The organism is Variovorax sp. R-27, assembly GCF_049913215.1.
GTDB lineage: Bacteria > Pseudomonadota > Gammaproteobacteria > Burkholderiales > Burkholderiaceae_C > Variovorax.
In genome coordinates this window covers 6,733,680-6,751,303 of sequence record NZ_CP183984.1, presented here as the reverse complement: position 1 = coordinate 6,751,303, position 17,624 = coordinate 6,733,680, and the positions used below count along the sequence as shown (strand labels likewise).

Here is a 17,624-nt window from a genome sequence, read left to right as displayed (position 1 = left end):
ACCATGGGCGTGATCGTCGGGCTGGCGCTCGTCACCGTGCTCACGCGCTGCTTCTTCTTCATCCTCGACCGGCCCTGGGGCCTGCCCGAGTGGGCGCACCGCGCGCTGCACTACGCGCCGGCCGCCGCGCTCGCGGGCGTGATCGCGCCCGAGATCGTCATGACGCAGGGCCACCTCATCACCACGCTGCACGACGCCCGCCTGTATGCGGCGGTCGTCGGCGCGGCGTATTTCTACTGGCGGCGTGGCGTGCTGGGCACCATGCTCGCCGGCATGGCGGTGTACCTGCCGCTGCACCTCGGCCTGGGCTGGTAACGGGCGGCCGCCGCCGGGCCGCCCCAAGGGGGGCCGCGCCTCCCCCTTGGGGGGTGGAGTTACACGCAGCGAAGCGAAGTGAAAAGCCCGGGGGGCTCGTGGCTCGTCAATCCAGCTTCACGCCAGCGGCCGCAATGATCTTTCCCCAGCGCTCGCTCTCGGCGCGAGACAGCTTGTAGAAATCCTGCGGCGTTCCGGGCAGCGCCTCGAAGCCGAAGTCCGCGAACAGCTTCACCACCTTCGGCGCCTTCATCGCCTTGTGCAGTTCGCCGTTGAGCCGCGCCACCGTTTCGGGCGGCATGCCGGCCGGGCCGATCAGGCCGTGGAAGGCGTAGGCGTTGACGTCGCTGAAACCAGCCTCGACGAAGGTCGGCACCTCGGGCAGGGCGCTCGCGCGCTGCGGCAGCGCTATGGCCAGCACCCGCACCTTGCCCGACCTGATGATCGGCAGGCCCGAGGCCAGGTCCAGCATCATCGTCGGCACCTGGCCGCCCATCACGTCGGTCATGGCGGGCGCGGCGCCCTTGTACGGCACGTGCGTGATCGTCAGGCCGGCCTTCTGCTTGAAGAGCTCCATCGCCATGTGGTGCGGCGAGCCGTTGCCGGGCGAGGCGTAGCTCACCTTGTCGGGGTTGGCCTTCACGTAGCGTACGAACTCGGCCACGTTCTTCGCGGGAAAGTCGGGGTGCACCACCAGCGCCACCGGAAAGCGGCCGATGGTGCCGATGTAGGTGAAGTCGCTCGCAGGCTTGTACGGCAGCTTGGCGAACATGTGCTCGTTGAAGAGCAGCGCCGCGTTCTCGGCCTGCATGATCGTGTAGCCATCAGGCTTGGCCTGCATCATCACGGACACGCCGATGTTGGTGGACGCGCCGGGCCGGTTGTCGATGATGAGCGGCTGCCCGAGCGAAGGCTGCATCGCCTCGGCGAGCGTGCGAGCCAGGTTGTCGGTGCCACCGCCGGCCACGTAGGGCACGATCCATTTGACGGGCTGGCTGGGGTAGGCGGCCGGCTGCGCCGATGCAAGGCTGCTGGCCAGCGTGAGGGCTGCGCCCAGCAGGGGCAGAAGGAATCGCTTCATCGTCTCTTGTCTCCGTTGCTTGTTTTGAAATCGGTTCAGGTCATTCGCCGCGCAGCGTCTGCCAGAGCTCGCGGTCACGCTCCGCGGTCCACACCACGGGGTGCTCGATGCCGCGCAGTTCGTCGTACGCGCGCGAGACGTCGAAGGGCAGCACGTGCTGGAACACGGGCCAGTCGCCGAAGCGCGGCGTCATCGCCGCTTCGGCGCGCGCAAAGCAGCCCTTGAGCGTGTCGCCCGCGGCGATGCCGGCCTTCACGCTGTCGAGCAGTGTCGAGAGAAATGCCTTGGTCAGGCCGATGGCCTCGGCGCATGCGGCTTCGTCCTGCAGCACCGCGCCGCGCCCGGGCACCAGCATGCGCGGCTTCAGCGCCGCCACCGCGTCGAGCGTGCCGGCCCAGTCGCCGATGTAGGCGTCGCCCGCGTACACGCCGCAGCGGTTCTCCACCACGTCGCCCGAGAACAGCACGCCGCAGTCGGGCAGCCATGCGACCGTGTCGCCGCCCGAGTGACCGCGGCCCAGCGCCTTCAGATGCAATTCGCGGCCACCGCCGAGCTGCAGCGTCATCTCGCGCTCGAAGACCTTCGTCGGAAGGGTCAGGCCCGGAATCTCCTCGACGCCGGCGAACAGGCGCGGAAAGCGGCCGACCTCCGAATCGAAATCGGCTTGGCCGCGCGTGCGGATCCAGTAGAGCGTGCCGTTGCTCGCGATGATGTCCTTCACTTCGTCGAAGGCGCTTGCGCCCATCACACGCACTGCGTGGTAGTGCGTGAGCACGATGGTGCGGATGGGCTTGTCGGTCACCGTGCGAATGGCCGCGAGAAAGTCGCGCGCCATGCGCGGCGTGGGGCGCGTGTCGATCAACACCACCTGCTCGTCGCCGGCGACGAAGCCGCAGTTGGGATCGAAGTCGCTGATGTAGCCGTAGGCACCGGGCGCGAGCTCGCGCAGTTGCGGCTTTTGCTCGCGGGTGTCGGACGCAGAGGCGAAAGAGACGGAAGTGGTCATGGGGCGGTTGTTGTCGTGGTGTCTTCGGCGGCTGCGCGGATGCAGGCGAGCAGCACGCGCTGGTCGGCGCACTGGTTGGCCAGCAGCAGCACGAGGCGGGCGTTGAGGTCGGCGCTCTGCGCGTCGGTGCGGCCTTCGTGCGCGGCGAGCAGGGCCGCGTAGAAGCCATCGGGGTCGGGAATGCGGGGCTCGGTGATCATGGGTTGCTGTCGTGGCCCAGCGCGGTGCGCAAGGCGGAGGCGATGATTTCCGGCGTGGCATTCGCCAGCACGGCGGCGCGATAGGCGTCGGGCCGCACGAGAGCAAAGCTGCCCGCATCGCCGATGCCGAGGTGGCTCGCGAGCCTGTCGTCGGCCTGCAGCGTGGGCAGGCCGCTGTCTCCTCCCACGGCCAGCAGGCGCAGCGGCAGCGACGCCGTGGCATCGAGGGCCGCCTTCGCCTGCTCGCGGGTCGGCGCGAACCAGAGGCCGATGCAGTGCGTTCCCTCGGACAGCAGTTGCACCAGCGTCGTCTCGCGGCCATCGGCCCAGCGCAGCGGCAGGTTCTGCACCGAACGCGCGCCCTCGGGTAGCAGCGGCGCGGCGGGGTAGTCGTTGGCGACCGACATGCGCCCGGTGTTCACCAGCGCCCGCGCAAACGGATGGCGGGCCGCCAGCGCTACCACGGCGCGGCGCAGCGTGTGCTCGGCCGGCGAGCGCGGCGCCAGGAAGCGTGCCGACCGGCTCGTCACCTGCAGGTTCTGCTGCGCGGCGGGCTGGCGCTCGGCGTCGTAGCTGTCGAGCAGGGTGTCACCGGCCTTGCCCTGCGCGACCAGCGCGAGCTTCCAGCCCAGGTTCGCCGCATCCTGGATGCCGCTGTTGCCCCCGCGCGCGCCGAACGGACTCACCACATGCGCCGCATCGCCGATCAAGAACACGCGGCCATGCCGGAAGCTGTCGAGCAGGTGGTCACGGTAGCCGTACGGCCCGATCCACACGAACTCGAACTCCACGTCCGGCCCGAGTTGCTCGCGCAACCGCGCACCCGCCACTTCGGGCTGGCTGATATAGGCCGTGTCGCAGTCTTCGGGCATCTGGTAGTCGATGCGCCACACGCCGTCGGCCATCAGGTGCTGCCACACGCCGCGGCCTTCGTTGAAGGGCGCATCGACCCAGGTCCAGCGCTCGGTCGGCAGCGGCTTCTTGAAGCGCACGTCGCTGATGCACCAGCGGTCGGTGCTGCGCGACGCGTGCGCCTCGATGCCGAGCTGCGTGCGGATCGGGCTGTTGGCGCCCGTCGCGTCGATCAGCCGGTCCGCCTCGATGGTGTAGCTGCCGGCGGGCGTTTCGATGTCCAGGCGTACGCCGTCGGCCAGTTGCTCGACGCGCGTCACGCGGCTCTTCCAGCGCAGGTCGGTCAGCCCGAGTTCGAGGATGCGCTCGACCAGAAACCACTCGACGTAGAACTGCTGCAGGTTGATGAAGGGCGGCTGCCTCGAGACGCTGTTGGCCTGCAGGTTGAAGTTGTAGACCTCCTGCTCGCCCGAGAAGGTGCGCCCGAACGACCAGGTGATGCCCTTGGCCGCGATGTGTTCGTAGATGCCCAGGCGTTCGAAGATCTCCAGGCTCTTCTGCGCATAGCAGATACCGCGCGACGATGCGCCGCGCACGCCGACGGTGTCGTCTTCGTCGAGCAGCACGGCGCGCACGCCGCGTTGCGCGAGGTCGCAGGCCAGCGTGAGGCCCGAGGGGCCTGCGCCGACGATCACGATGGGGTGGCGCACGACCTTCGCGCTGCCCAGTTCGGGCGGTGGCGTGAAGGGCCAGACCGGCAGCTCGTAGGCCGGCGCGAAAGCAAAGTTTTCCATGTCTCTTCTACAGCGCGTGCGCGAACTCGGCGATGGCGTCCGCCGCCTTGGGGATCAACTCCGGCTGCCCCGCGAGATAGTGGTTGCCGCCGACGATGTCGACGTTGCGGATGCGCGACTCGCCCGCGGCCATCCACGCATCGCGCGTGCTCGGAAAGGTCGACTGGTCGCCCGTGTAGGTCAGCAGCAGCTTCGGCACCGTGGTTCGCGCGAGGTTTGTCGGCCCGTCGGCCTGCGAGCGTGACGACCATTGCGAGAGAAATGCCGTCAGCGAGGTGGTACGCCCCATCGCATTGGCCGAGTAGTTCACCTGCCGGGCGTCGCCCCACACGCTGCCCGGAAGGCGGTCGTTGGGGTCGAGCGACAGGTCCACGCAGCGCGGATCGGCATGCGTGCGATAGACGATGAAGGTCTGGTCGCGCGGCGCGCCCGGCGTGTTGCGCAGCAAGGCAAGCCGGTCGATGGCCCATTGCTCGATGCGGTCCAGCCGTGCCTTCTGAGCAGCGCTGAAGCGCGCGAGAAAGTCGCTGTCGTAGGGCACGCGATGGCGCGGGTCGTACATGTCGAGCTCGGGGTTCACCGAGAGCGGGTCATGCTCGTCGGTGACCGACGGGTCGATCCAGTCGCGCATCAGCCGCGTGCGGCCCAGGTGCGCGGCGCACAGCGCGATGCCGTCCACGGGCGGAAGGTCGCTCGGGTGCAGGTGCGTGGGGTCACCGTCGGGCAGGTGCGTGGCCGTGAGCTTCTCGGCCTGCGCCTGGTAGAAGCTCGCGAGCGCCGCGCCGCCCGAGTTGCCGACGAGAAACACCTTTTCGTAGCCGGCAGCGCGCAGGTACTGCACGCCGGCGCCCAGGTCTTGAATGGCACGCTCCATCAGCAGCACCGTGTCGTTGCCCACGAAGCGCGAGTTGAGCCCCATGCAGCAGATGCCGCGCTCGGCCAGCGGGCCGATCAGGTAGTGGCCCATGAAGTTGCTGGTCGGGTGCATCACGATGGCGGCGACCTTCTTCGGGCCTTGCGGTGCGCGGAAGGCGCCGTAGATGCGCGGGCGCAGCATCTGCAGGCCCGACTGGCTTTCCATCGCCGCGCCGGGCTTCACGTCGATGACGGCGAGTTGCAGCTCAGACATTCGGCGCACCCTTTGCTGCTGTCGCACGAAGTTCGGCCTTGCGCGCGGTCCACGCATCGAGGTCGGCGCGAGCGCGCAGCGCGTGCGCGTCCATCTCCGCTTGCGGCACGGTCGGCGTGGTCAGCTCCACGCGAATGCCGTTGGGGTCGAAGAAGTAGATCGATTCGATGATGTGGTGGTCGGTCACGCCCAGCACCTCGACGCCCGCGCCTTCGAGCCGCGCCTTGGCCGCCAGCAGGTCGGCCACTGAATCGACGCGCAGCGCGATGTGGTTCACCCACGAGGGCGTGTTGGGCGAGGGCAGCGCGGCGATGTCGTCGCCGAGGTCGAAGAAGGCGATGTACGAGCCGTCGCGCATCTGGAAAAAGATGTGCACGTAGGGGCAGTACTCGCCCGTGCTCGGCACGTGGTCGCTCTTGATGACGTGGGCCAGCGGCAGGCCCAGCAGGTCTTCGTAGAAGCGGCGGGTTTCCTCGCTGTCGCGGCAGCGCCAGGCGAAGTGGTGCAGCCCGCGCACGGGTGGTGGGATCGGCATGGCTCGTGTCTCCAGTGAGCCGTTATTGGGCGATGCCGCGTCTTATGATGCAATCGAAATTAATTCATCGATTGATGAAATAACCGTATATATGAATCTCACCCTGCGCCAGTTGCGCGCCTTTGCCGCCGTGGCCGAAACCGGCAGCTTCACCGCGGCGGCGCTGCAACTTCATCTCACGCAGTCGGCGCTCAGCGTGCTGGTGCGTGAGCTCGAACGCGAAATGGGCGTGCAGCTGCTCGACCGCAACACCCGCAGCGTGCAGCTGTCGGAGGCGGGGCGCGAGTTCTTGCCGTCGGTGCATCGCCTGCTCGGCGACCTGATGAGCGCGGTGGCCGGCGTCACGGATTTGCGTGACAAGAAGAAAGGCTTGCTACGGCTTGCGGCGCCGCAGCTCATGGCCTGCACGTTGATGCCGCGCGTGATCGCGCTCTACCGCGAGCAGTACCCCGACGTGGACGTGCGCCTGACCGACACGCTGCCCGAGCACCTGCTCGCAGGGGTGACGGCCGGCGATGTGGAGTTGGCCGTGGGGCAGGATGTGGCCGTCGACAGCGCCATCGAGCGCCGCACGCTGCTGCGCGACCGGCACTGGCTGATCTGCCCGCCCGGCCATGCCTTTGCCAACCGCCGCAAGGTGCGATGGCACGAGCTCGAGCCGTACACCTTCATCGCCCCCACGCGTGACTTTCGCCAGCGCGTGCTGCCCGAGCTGGCCCCGGCAGAGCGCGACTACATGTTGCGCCCCGCCACGCAGGAGGTGTCGTACATGACCACCGCCCTCGGCATGGTGGCCTCGGGGCTGGGGCTCACGGTGTGCCCGACCTATTCCGCGCCGCTGGTGCGCGCCCACGGCCTGCAGATGGTGCGGCTCGAATCGCCCGACTTTCACCGCGAGGTGTGCGTCTACAGCGCGGCGCGGCGCTCGCTGTCGCCGGCCGCCGCGAGCTTTGTCGGCGTTCTCGAAAGCTTCGCCAAGGCGCAGCAAAAGGGCTGAAAAGCATCGGAGCGCTGCAACAGGCGCGTAGAGCGGCAGTGGGGCCAAACCTACAATGCAGGCCGACCCGTCTTCCACCTCCTCCAGATCCATGAACGTCATTCGATTCACCGACCTCTGCGCACAGGGCAAAGCCGCCGGCCAGCGCGTCTTCATCCGTGCCGACCTCAACGTGCCGCAGGACGACGCAGGCAACATCACCGAAGACACGCGCGTGCGCGCCTCGGTGCCTTGCATCCAGCTGGCGCTCGACGCAGGCGCCGCCGTGATGGTCACGTCGCACCTGGGCCGCCCGACCGAAGGCGAGTTCAAACCCGAAGACTCGCTGGCCCCTGTCGCCAAGCGCCTGGGCGAACTGCTCGGCCACCCGTACGAAAATGGAGTGCCGCTGGTCTCCAACTGGGTCGACGGCGTCGACGTCAAGCCCGGCCAGGTCGTGCTGCTCGAGAACTGCCGCGTCAACAAGGGCGAGAAGAAGAACGACGAGGCGCTGGCCAAGAAGCTGGCCGCCCTCACCGACATCTACGTGAACGACGCCTTCGGCACCGCCCACCGCGCCGAGGCCACCACCTACGGCATCGCGCAGTTCGCGAAGATCGCCGCGGCCGGCCCGCTGCTGGCGGCCGAGATCGACGCCATCACCAAGGCGCTGGCGCAACCCAAGCGGCCGCTGGTGGCCATCGTGGCCGGCTCCAAGGTCAGCACCAAGCTCACCATCCTCAAGAGCCTGTCGGCCAATGTCGACCAGCTGATCGTGGGTGGCGGCATCGCCAACACCTTCATGCTGGCGGCCGGCCTGAAGATCGGCAAGTCGCTGGCCGAGCCCGACCTGGTCGACCAGGCCAAGGCGGTGATCGACGCCATGCGCGCGCGCGGCGCCGACGTGCCGATTCCGGTGGACGTGGTCACGGCCAAGACTTTCGCGGCCGATGCGGCTGCCACCGTCAAGGACGCAAGCGATGTGGCCGACGACGACCTGATCCTCGACATCGGCCCGAAGACGGCCGCGATCCTGGCCGCGCAGCTGCGCGAAGCCGGCACCATCGTCTGGAACGGCCCTGTGGGCGTGTTCGAGTTCGACGCCTTCGCCAATGGCACCAAGGCCATCGCGCAAGCTATTGCCGACAGCAGCGCCTTCTCTATCGCCGGCGGCGGCGACACGCTGGCGGCCATCGCCAAGTACGGCATCGAAAAGCAGGTCGGCTACATCTCGACCGGCGGCGGCGCCTTCCTGGAAGTGCTGGAAGGCAAGACTCTGCCGGCCTTCGAGATCCTGTCGAAGCGCGCGGCTGGTTGAGCACGGCCCTGCGCGGGAAAACCCATGGGTGACTTCCGTCCGACACACAAAGTGTATACAGTAGCGAATACAAAACGGAGACTACCCTCATGAGCACGGACCGCATCCCCCGCCACGCCACCAAGATCGTTGCCACGCTCGGTCCGGCGTCCAGCACCCCCGAATTGCTGGAAAAGATGATCCAGGCCAAGGTCAGCGTGGTGCGGCTGAACTTCAGCCACGGCACCGCGCAAGACCACATCGACCGCGCCGCCATGGTGCGCGAAGCCGCCCGCAAGGCCGGCCGCGAAGTGGCCATCATGGCCGACCTGCAGGGCCCCAAGATCCGCGTCGGCAAGTTCGCGCAGGGCAAGGTCTGGCTGGAGCCGGGCGCCAAGTTCGTGCTCGACGCCTCGCGCACCGAACTCGGCGACGCCGATGCCGTGGGCCTCGACTACAAGGACCTGCCACGCGATGTGAAGCCTGGCGACAGGCTGCTGCTGAACGACGGCCTCATCGTGCTGACCGTCGACGCCGTCAAGGGCGAGGCCGTGCACACCACCGTCAAGCTGGGCGGCGAGCTGTCGAACAACAAGGGCATCAACAAGCAGGGTGGTGGCCTCACGGCGCCCGCGTTGACCGCCAAGGACATGGAAGACATCAAGACCGCGATGAGCTTCCAGGCCGACTACGTGGCCGTGAGCTTCCCGAAGAACGCCACAGACATGGAAATGGCGCGCCAGCTGTGCAACGTGGCCGCGGCCGAGTACGGCCACAAGCCCGGCATGATCGCCAAGATCGAACGCGCCGAAGCCATCCCGAAGCTGGAAGAAATCCTGCGCGCCAGCGACGGCATCATGGTCGCGCGCGGCGACCTCGCGGTCGAGGTGGGCAATGCGGCCGTGCCGGCGCTGCAGAAAAAAATGATCCGCATGGCGCGCGACATGGACAAGGTGGTCATTACCGCGACCCAGATGATGGAGTCGATGATCACCAACCCCGTGCCCACGCGCGCCGAAGTGAGCGACGTGGCCAACGCCGTGCTCGACGGCACCGACGCCGTGATGCTCTCGGCCGAAACCGCCTCGGGCCGCTACCCGCTCGAGACCGTGCAGGAGATGAGCCGCATCTGCGAAGCCGCCGAAGCTGCCGAAGACAAGACGCTCGACGCCGATTTCAGCGGCAAGACCTACAGCCGCATCGACCAGTCGATCGCCATGGGCGCGCTGTTCACTGCCCACCACCTGGGTGCCAAGGCCATCGTGGCGCTGACCGAGTCGGGCTCCACCATCCTGTGGATGAGCCGCCACCGCGCGCACATTCCCATGTACGCGCTGACCTCGCGGCTGGCTACGCAGCGCAAGCTGGCGCTGTATCGCAACGTGCGTCCGCTGCTGATGGATTCGGAAAGCGACCGCGACACCGCGCTGCAGCAGGCCGAAAACCACCTGAAGAAGCGCGGCATCGTGCAGAGCGGCGACGTCTACGCCATTACCTGCGGCGAGCCGATGGGTGCCCCTGGCGGCACCAACATGCTCAAGATCTGCCGCGCGAGCTGAGTCGGCTCAACCGTTGCGGAACAGGAAGCTGTAGGCGTTCAGCGCGGGCACCCCGCCCAGGTGCGCATACAGCACCTTCGAGCCGGCCGGGAATTCCCCCAGCCGCACCTTCTCGATCATCCCGTGCATCGACTTGCCCTCGTACACGGGGTCGGTCAGCATGCCCTCGAAGCGCGCACACAGGCGAATGGCTTCCAGCGTGCCGTCGTTCGGCAGCCCGTACTCGGGGCCGCCGAAGCGGCGGTCGAGCACCACGTCTTTCTCGGTGATGTCGCGGCCCAGCTCCACCAGCTCGGCCGTGTTCTTCGCGATGCGCAGGATCTGGTCGAAGGTCTGCTGCGGCTTGGCCGAGGCGTCGATGCCGATCACGCGGTCGGCCCGGCCGTCGGCCGCGAAGCCCACCACCATGCCGGCTTGCGTGCTGCCGGTGACTGCGCAGACCACGATGTAGTCGAACTTGAAGCCCAACTCGGCCTCCTGCTGGCGCACTTCTTCGGCAAAGGCGACGAAGCCGAGCCCGCCGCGCGGATGCTCCGAGCAGCCCGCCGGAATCGGAAACGGCTTGCCGCCTGCCTTGCGCACGCTCTCCATCGCGTCTTCCCAGCTCTTGCGGATGCCGATGTCGAAGCCTGCCGCGTCCAGCCGCACGTCGGCGCCCATGATGCGTGACATCTCGATGTTGCCGACCCGGTCGTACACCGCGTCGGAGTAGTTGACCCAGTTCTCCTGCACCAGCACGCATTTCAGCCCGAGGTGCGCGGCCACCGCGGCCACCTGCCGCGTCTGGTTCGACTGGATGCCGCCGATGGACACCAGCGTGTCGTAGCCGCCCTCGAGCGCCTCGGGGATCAGGTATTCGAGCTTGCGCGTCTTGTTGCCGCCGAAGGCCAGGCCGCTGTTGCAGTCCTCGCGCTTGGCGTACAGATCGACCTTGCCGCCGAGGTGCGCGCTCAGCCGCTTCAGCGGGTGAATCGGCGTGGGGCCGAAGGTCAGGGCGTAGCGGGGAAACTTCTTCAGATTCATGGGAGCGGCTCCAGGGAGTTGAAGCCTTAGATCGTAGAAAGAAGCGAACGCAACGTGCTTGCGAAGTTTTGTGGATTCTCTAGAGAAAAAAAGGCACTATGGCCAGATCGAAAACTTTCAAGCCGAAAAATAAGGCATGAGCACAACAAAATTGCGTATCGCGCCGGAGCTCGATCGCACCGACCGCGCCATCCTCCGCGCCCTTCAGCGCGACGCCTCGCTGTCGAACGTGGCGCTGGCCGCCAAGGTCAATCTCAGTGCAGCCGCCTGCCTGCGCCGCGTCGAGCGGCTCAAGGCGGAGGGGTTCATCAAGGGCATCGTCGCCCTGCTCGATGCCGACGCGCTCGACGTCGGCATGCTCGTGATGATCGGCGTGGTGCTCGACCGCTCCACGCCCGACTCGTTCGCCGATTTCGAGAAGGCCGCGCAGAAGGTGTCGGGCTGCCTCGAATGCCATGTGGTCACGGGCGAGTTCGATTACTTCATGCTCGTGCGCACGCGCGACAACGACAGCTTCAACCACCTGCATGCCGAGCAGCTGCTGTACCTGCCGGGGGTGCGGCAGGTCCGGACTTTCGTTGTGCTCAAGCAGGTGCTGTCGACCACGCAGTTGCCGATCTGACGAAACCGGCGCCCGCCCGCGTGCGTACTGTTGCGATGAGTCTTCCCACCTTCGCGTCACTCCGCCGGCGCCGCGGCGCTTTCTTCATCGCCCTCTGCGTCATCGCCGCCGCAGTGCTCCCGGCCTGCTCGCCGGTCAAGGTGCTCAACGGCCTGGTGCCCACCGACACTTACCGGTTCCAGGGCGGCATCACCTACGGCCAGGCGCCCCGCCAGTTGCTCGACGTGTACCAGCCGTTGCCGGCCACCCAGCCGGCCCAGGGTGCGCGGCCGCTGGTCGTATTCTTCTATGGCGGCACCTGGACGACCGGCGACCGCGCCGGCTACAGGTTCGTCGGCGAGGCGCTGGCCGCGCGCGGCGCGGTGGTTGTGGTGCCCGACTACGGGCTGTCGCCGGCTTTCACCTACCCGGCATTCGTGCGCGACAGCGCGCTGGCCGTCAAATGGGCGCTCGACAACGCGGCCCGGCTGGGCGCTGATCCGAAGCAGGTGTTCGTGATGGGCCACAGCTCGGGTGGCTACAACACCGCGATGGTGGCACTCGACGAGCGCTGGCTCGGCGAGGTGGGCGCCAGCCCGAAGCAACTCGCGGGCTGGATCGGCCTGGCCGGCCCCTACGACTTTCTGCCCATCGGCGACCCGCAGGCGCAGGTTGCCTTCAACTGGCCGGACACGCCGCCCGACTCGCAGCCGCTGGCGCATGTCACGCCAGCCTCGCCGCGCGTGCTGCTCATGGCGGCATCGAAAGACGACCTGGTCTACCCCGACCGCAACACCGGGCAGATGGCCACGGCGCTGCGCGCGGCGGGCGTGCCGGTGCAGGTCAGGCTGTTCGACAACCTGAGCCACGTGACGCTGATCGGCGCTTTCGCCAGGCCCATCCAGTGGCTGGGTGGGCCGGTGCTGCCGCCGGTGATGGAGTTCCTCGGGTTGGCGTCAGTCCTGTCCCACAAGGGGGCTCGGTAGAATTGCGGCAGTTTTCTCCTGTCTTCCAGCCTTCTTCTTTCCCTAATTTCCGCGAGGTATTTCCATGGCACTCGTCTCGATGCGCGAACTGCTCGACCATGCCGCAGCCAATGGCTACGGCATTCCGGCCTTCAACGTCAACAACCTCGAACAGGTCCAGGCCGTCATGGAGGCCGCCAAGGAAACCGGCGCGCCCGTCATCCTGCAAGCCAGCGCAGGCGCCCGCAAGTACGCCGGCGAAGCCTTCATCAAGCACCTGATCCAGGCCGCCATCGAGCAGTACCCGAACATCCCGCTGGTCATGCACCAGGATCACGGCCAGAACCCCGACGTCTGCAAGGGCGCCATCGACCTGGGCTTCAGCTCGGTCATGATGGACGGCTCGCTCGAGGCCGACGGCAAGACCATCGCCAGCTACGACTACAACGTCGACGTCACCAAGAAGGTGTCCGACATGGCCCACCGCCTGGGCGTTACCGTCGAAGGCGAGCTCGGCTGCCTCGGTTCGCTCGAGACCATGAAGGGCGACAAGGAAGACGGCCACGGCACCGACGACACCATGACGCGCGAACAGCTGCTCACCGACCCCGAGCAGGCAGCCGACTTCGTCAAGCGCACCCAGATCGACGCGCTGGCCATCGCCATCGGCACCAGCCACGGCGCCTACAAGTTCACGCGCGAGCCCACCGGCGACATCCTGGCGATCGACCGCATCAAGGAAATCCACCGCCGTATTCCCAACACCCACCTGGTGATGCACGGCTCGTCGAGCGTTCCGCAGGAACTGCTGGCCATCATTCGCCAGTACGGCGGCAACATGAAGGAAACCTACGGCGTGCCCGTCAAGGAAATCCAGGAAGCCATCAAGCACGGCGTGCGCAAGATCAACATCGACACCGACATCCGCCTGGCCATGACCGGCGCGGTGCGCAAGTTCCTGGCCGAGAACCCCGAGAAGTTCGACGCCCGCGAGTGGCTCAAGCCCGCGCGCGAGGCCGCAAAGCTGATCTGCAAGCAGCGCTACATCGAGTTCGGCTGCGAAGGCCAGGGCGCCAAGATCAAGGGCGACACGCTGCAAGTGGTCGCCGCCAAGTACGCCAAGGGCGAACTGGCTCAGGAAGTCGTCTAAAAACTTCCCTGCGATTCGAAGGCCACCGTTCGCGGTGGCTTTTTTCTGCGCGCACAATCCGCTTTCACCGTCCCACGTTCCCCACCGCATTTGTTGTTGTTCCCATGACCACCGTCCACACCTCCTCCATCCAGAGCCTGCCCCTGCTTGCGCGCGGCAAGGTGCGCGACAACTACGCCGTCGGCGAAGACCGCATCCTGATGGTCGCGAGCGACCGGCTCAGCGCCTTCGACGTGATCATGGGCGAGCCCATTCCCGGCAAGGGCGAGATCCTCACGCAGATGGCGCTGTGGTGGTTCGAGCGGCTGGGCCAGATCTGCCCCAACCACCTGACCGGCGACGCGCCCGAAAGCGCTGTAACACCCGATGAGGTGCCTCAGGTCACGGGCCGCTCGATGCTGGTCAAGCGCCTGAAGCCGATCCCGGTCGAGGCCGTGGTGCGCGGCTACCTGGCCGGCAGCGGCTGGAAGGAATACCAGGAAAGCCGATCGGTCTGCGGCGTGCCGCTGCCCGAGGGCCTGACCAACGCCAGCAAGCTGCCGCGCCCCATCTTCACGCCCGCCGCCAAGGCCGCGGCCGGCGAGCACGACGAGAACATCAGCTACGACCGCGTGGTCGAGATCGTCGGCCCCAAGCTGGCCCAGCAGATCCGCGAGACCAGCATCGCCATCTACGAAACCGCCGCCCAGATCGCCCTGACCAAGGGAATGATCATTGCCGACACCAAGTTCGAGTTCGGCCTGGACGAGGCCGGCACTCTCGTGCTGATGGACGAAGTGCTCACGCCAGACAGCTCGCGCTACTGGCCGGTCGAGGGCTACCAGGCCGCGCTGGCCACCGGCGCCAACCCGCCGAGCTACGACAAGCAGTTCGTGCGCGACTGGCTCGAAGCCACCAAGATCAACGGCAAGCCGTGGGACAAGACGCCCCCGGCGCCGCGCCTGCCGGCTGAAGTCATCGAGAAGACGGCGGCCAAGTACCGCGAGGCGCTGGAGCGCCTGACGGGCTGATCCTCCTCTTCCTTTTCGTCGCTTCGTAGTTCATCCCGGGCGCCTTGTCGCCACGGGAATCGGGGATGTACGAACGCCCCCGCCCCGCCATCATGCGTACTCAAAACATGAGGGGCGGGGGATATGAAAACCGGGAATGTTCTTCGTTGGCAGCGCTGCGTGGCGGCGGGGCTTGTGGTGGCTGTCACGGGCTGCAGCAGCACCAATCCCTACCAGCGCAGCAAGCGGGTCGACGTGCCGATCGCCCAACTCGGCCGCGAGGAGGTCCGCAACGCCCATGCCGAGCGGTTCGCGGGCAACCTGCATGGCGCGCTCGGCGTGCTGAAGGACCAGCGCCGCGAGTGGTACGACTCCCTCTCGACGCAGGCGCGGGTGCGTGCCGTCACGCAGCTTGGATTGCTCGGCATCACGGCGGCGGCGCTCTACAGCGGCCTGAAGTCAGGCGTGACGACCGACCATGACAAGACGCGCCTGGCCATGGCCGGCGCGGTCGGCTTCGCGGCGTATTCGGGCAGCACCTGGTTCGTCAATCCCAACCAGGAGCTGGCGTATGTCGAAGGCATCCGTGAGCTGACGTGCGCGATGATGAACATCGAGCCGCTGCGCATGAGTGCGGTCGACTTCTCGCTGATGCGCCAGGAGCGGCAGGCCTTGACGGAAGCCATCAATACGCTCGACAAGGATTTGCTCGAAGCCGAGGCCATCGATCGCTATGGCAGCGACAGCAAGCTTCCCAGGGCACGGGTTCGCGCAGAGGCGAAAGAAGCGCTGTGGCGCGCCCGCAAGACCCTGGCCTCCAGCGAACAGTTGGCCGACCAGCTGAACAACAGCGGCGTCATCCTGATGCGCGAGGGCGATCTGGTCTTTGCCCGCGTGGCGGCCCGCATCAATGCCGCCAACAAGCCCATCACCCCGCCGGACACCATGGCCAGCCAGGCAGCGGGAATCATCGGCAAGTTCAGGGCGGTGAAGATCGATGCGCCGAGCGAGAGCAGCGGTGGCGGCGGCGCGACCCCGCCAGCGCCTGCCGCTGCCGCAACAACAACTGGTGCCCGGGCGCCCGCGGTCGCGGCAAAGTCGTTGGGGACAGCAAGCATTCAGGAGCTGCTTGCGCAGGTCACCGCTCTGCAGCAGCAACAGATCGCCGCCGCCGTCGCCGCTGCAGAGAAAAAGCGGGAAGACAAGCTCGAGGCGGATGCCAAGAAGCAGCCAGCCAATGCATCCGAGGCCAGCATGGCGCGCAAGCTGGCCAAGGAAACGGCTGATCTCTACGCCGCCCGCCGCCCCCTGAGCAACCGCTTGCTCAGCTTTGCCGAGCAGCGCAAGTCCGTGGAGCGAAACGGCAGCTGCGTGGGGAGCGTCAGTGCCATGACTGTCGCGCCGGCCGACGATGCGAAGGTCAGTCCGGGCGAGGTCTACGAGATTGCCGTGAGCGGCATAACGGTCTGGCCGCAGGTGACGGTCAAGGGCTCGGCAACCTCCGAAATCCTGGTTGGTCCCGCGGTGAACCAGTTTGTCGTGCGCATCAAGGTGGCGGCAGACGCCAAGGGCACGGTGGACGTCAGCATCTCCGACCGGGGCCTGGCCACCGAAGACATCCAGCTGACCGTCGGTGCCCCCGCGGCCAAGTGAAGGTAGGCGCGGCGAGTGCGCTCAGCGCCCCCCGCCGCTGTTCAACAACGCCACTGTCCGCCCGCCGCCGTCCAGCAGCGCCAGCCGGCTCGGCCCCGCCAGCCGGTAGCTCGCGGTGCTCTGCAGCGCGGAAATGAACTGCGCTTCATTGGCCCCACGCGCCGGGTCCGCGCAGGCCATGCGGGTAGAGGCCAGTTGGCCGATCCTCAGCGTGATGCCGCTGCGCGTGAAGGTGCCGGAGATGCGGTTGCAGCCGCCCGATCCGCTGACGCGGCCGCTGCTGCGGTCGAACTGAACTTGCGCTTCGCTCTGCCCTACCGGCTCGTCACCCAACTGAGCAAGGCGCCAGACCGGCCCTTCGATCGGCTCGTCGAGGCTGATGCCGCTGCCGCAACCGGTAAGGGCGGTCAGCAGCGCCGTCGTGGCAAGAAGGGGAAACACGATACGGCGGGCGAAGGAGCGCATGGCCAGTCTTCCTTTTCAATCTGCAACAAGTTGAATCGGGCGTGATCGTATTCGAGGCGGCCACGAAAAAGCGACCCCGAGGGTCGCTTTGTGGGTCCGCTTTCCGGATCAGCTCAGCACGATGCTGCTGAGGCGACGGCGGTAGGTGGCCACCACCGGATCGTCCGGCGGGATCTGCCCGTCGGCCACCTTCACCTTCGGCGGCTCGATCAGGTCGAGGATTGCGATGTAGGTCTTGCGGGCCAGGTCTTCGCTCCAGGTCTTGTCGCGCATCAGGATGTCGAGCAGCTCGTCCATCGCGTCGGTCCAGCGCTGTGCGGCCATCAGCAGGCGGGCACGGCCGAAGCGGGCGTCGAAGTCGCGCTTGTTGGCGGCGATCTTCGCCTCGAATTCGGCGATCGCAGGCGCGGCGCCTGCCACCGGTGCTGCGAAATCGATAGCATCCATCCAGCGCTGCAGTGCATCGAAGCGGCGCACCAGCGTGGTCTTGGCGATCACCGGGGCGAAGGCGACCTTGGCGTCGTCGACGCGGCCTTCCTGCAGCAGCAGCTTGATGTAGTCGAAGCGGGCGTCGTCGTTGGCCGGGTCGGTGGCCACTGCGTGCTGCAGCCGTTCGAGTGCGCCCTGGGTGTCGCCTTCGGCCAGCGCTTCCTGCGCGGCGGCTTCTTCAGAGGCGGCCTCGGCTTCGTCGGCGCCCGGCACGTGCTTGTCGAGGAATTCACGGATCTTCTCGGCCGGAATGGCGCCGACAAAGCCGTCCACCGGCTGGCCGTCCTTGAACATCACGCAGAACGGGATGCTGCGCACGCCGAACATTTCGGACAGCTGCGACGAAATCTGCGGCACCTTGTCGGCGTCGAGCTTGGCCAGCGTGAAGCGGCCGGCGTACTCGACTTCGAGCTTTTCGAGCACCGGGCCCAGCTGTTTGCAGGGGCCGCACCATTCGGCCCAGATGTCCAGCAGCACCGGCGTGGCCACTGAGCCTTCGATCAGTTCGGCCTGGAAATTTTCGAGAGTGATGTCGATCATCGGAA

At 67.1% G+C, this 17,624-nt stretch carries 18 protein-coding genes; 9 read left to right on the top strand and 9 right to left on the bottom strand.

Features of this window, described 5'->3' with window-relative positions:
• Nucleotides 1-3 precede the first annotated feature (3 nt).
• Nucleotides 4-315, top strand: coding sequence for an AzlD domain-containing protein (locus ACN9MV_RS31775; RefSeq protein ID WP_093055509.1), 312 nt, complete (start codon nt 4-6; stop codon nt 313-315).
• A gap of 106 nt (nt 316-421) precedes the next feature.
• On the opposite strand, the gene ACN9MV_RS31770 is transcribed toward ACN9MV_RS31775, so the two are convergent.
• Genes ACN9MV_RS31770 through ACN9MV_RS31745 form a run of 6 tightly spaced genes read right to left on the bottom strand, consistent with a single transcriptional unit; the run spans nt 422 to nt 5,912 of the window.
• Nucleotides 422-1,396 carry a Bug family tripartite tricarboxylate transporter substrate binding protein gene (locus ACN9MV_RS31770; protein ID WP_097197675.1) on the bottom strand — a complete coding sequence of 325 codons (975 nt, stop codon included), beginning with the start codon at nt 1,394-1,396 and terminating at the stop codon, nt 422-424.
• A gap of 40 nt (nt 1,397-1,436) precedes the next feature.
• Entirely contained in the window at nt 1,437-2,402 is a 966-nt protein-coding gene (locus ACN9MV_RS31765; protein ID WP_426390838.1) for an MBL fold metallo-hydrolase, read from the bottom strand.
• Nucleotides 2,399-2,602: a DUF2783 domain-containing protein gene (locus ACN9MV_RS31760; RefSeq protein WP_097197677.1), complete on the bottom strand. Its 204-nt coding sequence runs from the start codon at nt 2,600-2,602 to the stop codon at nt 2,399-2,401. Before ACN9MV_RS31760 ends, ACN9MV_RS31765 begins: the two co-directional genes overlap by 4 nt.
• Complete coding sequence (locus ACN9MV_RS31755; RefSeq protein WP_426390837.1) at nt 2,599-4,248, bottom strand: FAD-dependent oxidoreductase; 1,650 nt, start codon at nt 4,246-4,248, stop codon at nt 2,599-2,601. Before ACN9MV_RS31755 ends, ACN9MV_RS31760 begins: the two co-directional genes overlap by 4 nt.
• A 7-nt stretch (nt 4,249-4,255) precedes the next feature.
• Nucleotides 4,256-5,377: an alpha/beta hydrolase family protein gene (locus ACN9MV_RS31750; protein ID WP_093174343.1), complete on the bottom strand. Its 1,122-nt coding sequence runs from the start codon at nt 5,375-5,377 to the stop codon at nt 4,256-4,258.
• Nucleotides 5,370-5,912 carry a VOC family protein gene (locus ACN9MV_RS31745; RefSeq protein ID WP_093055393.1) on the bottom strand — a complete coding sequence of 181 codons (543 nt, stop codon included), beginning with the start codon at nt 5,910-5,912 and terminating at the stop codon, nt 5,370-5,372. The genes ACN9MV_RS31750 and ACN9MV_RS31745 overlap by 8 nt, the downstream gene beginning before the upstream one ends.
• Nucleotides 5,913-6,003: 91 nt before the next feature.
• Between ACN9MV_RS31745 and ACN9MV_RS31740 the strand changes: the two genes are divergently transcribed.
• The 3 genes from ACN9MV_RS31740 (at nt 6,004) to pyk (ending at nt 9,744) form a co-directional block, all read left to right on the top strand.
• Nucleotides 6,004-6,909, top strand: coding sequence for a LysR family transcriptional regulator (locus ACN9MV_RS31740; protein WP_426390836.1), 906 nt, complete (start codon nt 6,004-6,006; stop codon nt 6,907-6,909).
• 91 nt (nt 6,910-7,000) lie between these two features.
• A complete protein-coding gene (locus ACN9MV_RS31735; protein WP_097197680.1) occupies nt 7,001-8,206 on the top strand; it encodes a phosphoglycerate kinase in 1,206 nt (401 codons plus the stop codon).
• Between the two features lie 89 nt (nt 8,207-8,295).
• The gene (gene pyk / locus ACN9MV_RS31730) at nt 8,296-9,744 is read left to right on the top strand and encodes a pyruvate kinase (RefSeq protein WP_093055398.1); all 1,449 of its coding nucleotides are present in this window, start codon (nt 8,296-8,298) and stop codon (nt 9,742-9,744) included.
• A gap of 6 nt (nt 9,745-9,750) precedes the next feature.
• Here pyk and ACN9MV_RS31725 read toward each other — a convergent pair whose 3' ends face one another.
• Nucleotides 9,751-10,767, bottom strand: a complete 1,017-nt coding sequence (locus tag ACN9MV_RS31725) for a 1-aminocyclopropane-1-carboxylate deaminase (protein WP_093055400.1) — start codon at nt 10,765-10,767, stop codon at nt 9,751-9,753.
• Nucleotides 10,768-10,903: 136 nt separating this feature from the next.
• On the opposite strand from ACN9MV_RS31725, the gene ACN9MV_RS31720 reads away from it, so the two are divergent.
• From ACN9MV_RS31720 to ACN9MV_RS31700, 5 genes are all read left to right on the top strand, one after another.
• Entirely contained in the window at nt 10,904-11,389 is a 486-nt protein-coding gene (locus ACN9MV_RS31720; protein WP_093055402.1) for an Lrp/AsnC family transcriptional regulator, read from the top strand.
• Between the two features lie 35 nt (nt 11,390-11,424).
• Nucleotides 11,425-12,354 (top strand): alpha/beta hydrolase, encoded by a 930-nt coding sequence (locus ACN9MV_RS31715; protein ID WP_426390835.1) that lies wholly within the window; start codon nt 11,425-11,427, stop codon nt 12,352-12,354.
• 64 nt (nt 12,355-12,418) lie between these two features.
• Nucleotides 12,419-13,483, top strand: coding sequence for a class II fructose-bisphosphate aldolase (gene fba / locus ACN9MV_RS31710; protein WP_013544161.1), 1,065 nt, complete (start codon nt 12,419-12,421; stop codon nt 13,481-13,483).
• A gap of 104 nt (nt 13,484-13,587) precedes the next feature.
• Nucleotides 13,588-14,493 carry a phosphoribosylaminoimidazolesuccinocarboxamide synthase gene (locus ACN9MV_RS31705; protein WP_093055406.1) on the top strand — a complete coding sequence of 302 codons (906 nt, stop codon included), beginning with the start codon at nt 13,588-13,590 and terminating at the stop codon, nt 14,491-14,493.
• Nucleotides 14,494-14,670: 177 nt separating this feature from the next.
• Entirely contained in the window at nt 14,671-16,125 is a 1,455-nt protein-coding gene (locus tag ACN9MV_RS31700; RefSeq protein ID WP_426390834.1) for a hypothetical protein, read from the top strand.
• A 21-nt stretch (nt 16,126-16,146) separates the two neighbouring features.
• Here ACN9MV_RS31700 and ACN9MV_RS31695 read toward each other — a convergent pair whose 3' ends face one another.
• Both ACN9MV_RS31695 and ACN9MV_RS31690 read right to left on the bottom strand, forming a co-directional pair.
• Nucleotides 16,147-16,590, bottom strand: a complete 444-nt coding sequence (locus ACN9MV_RS31695) for an META domain-containing protein (RefSeq protein WP_093055410.1) — start codon at nt 16,588-16,590, stop codon at nt 16,147-16,149.
• Nucleotides 16,591-16,698: 108 nt separating this feature from the next.
• Complete coding sequence (locus ACN9MV_RS31690) at nt 16,699-17,619, bottom strand: tetratricopeptide repeat protein (RefSeq protein WP_093076187.1); 921 nt, start codon at nt 17,617-17,619, stop codon at nt 16,699-16,701.
• Nucleotides 17,620-17,624: the final 5 nt, after the last annotated feature.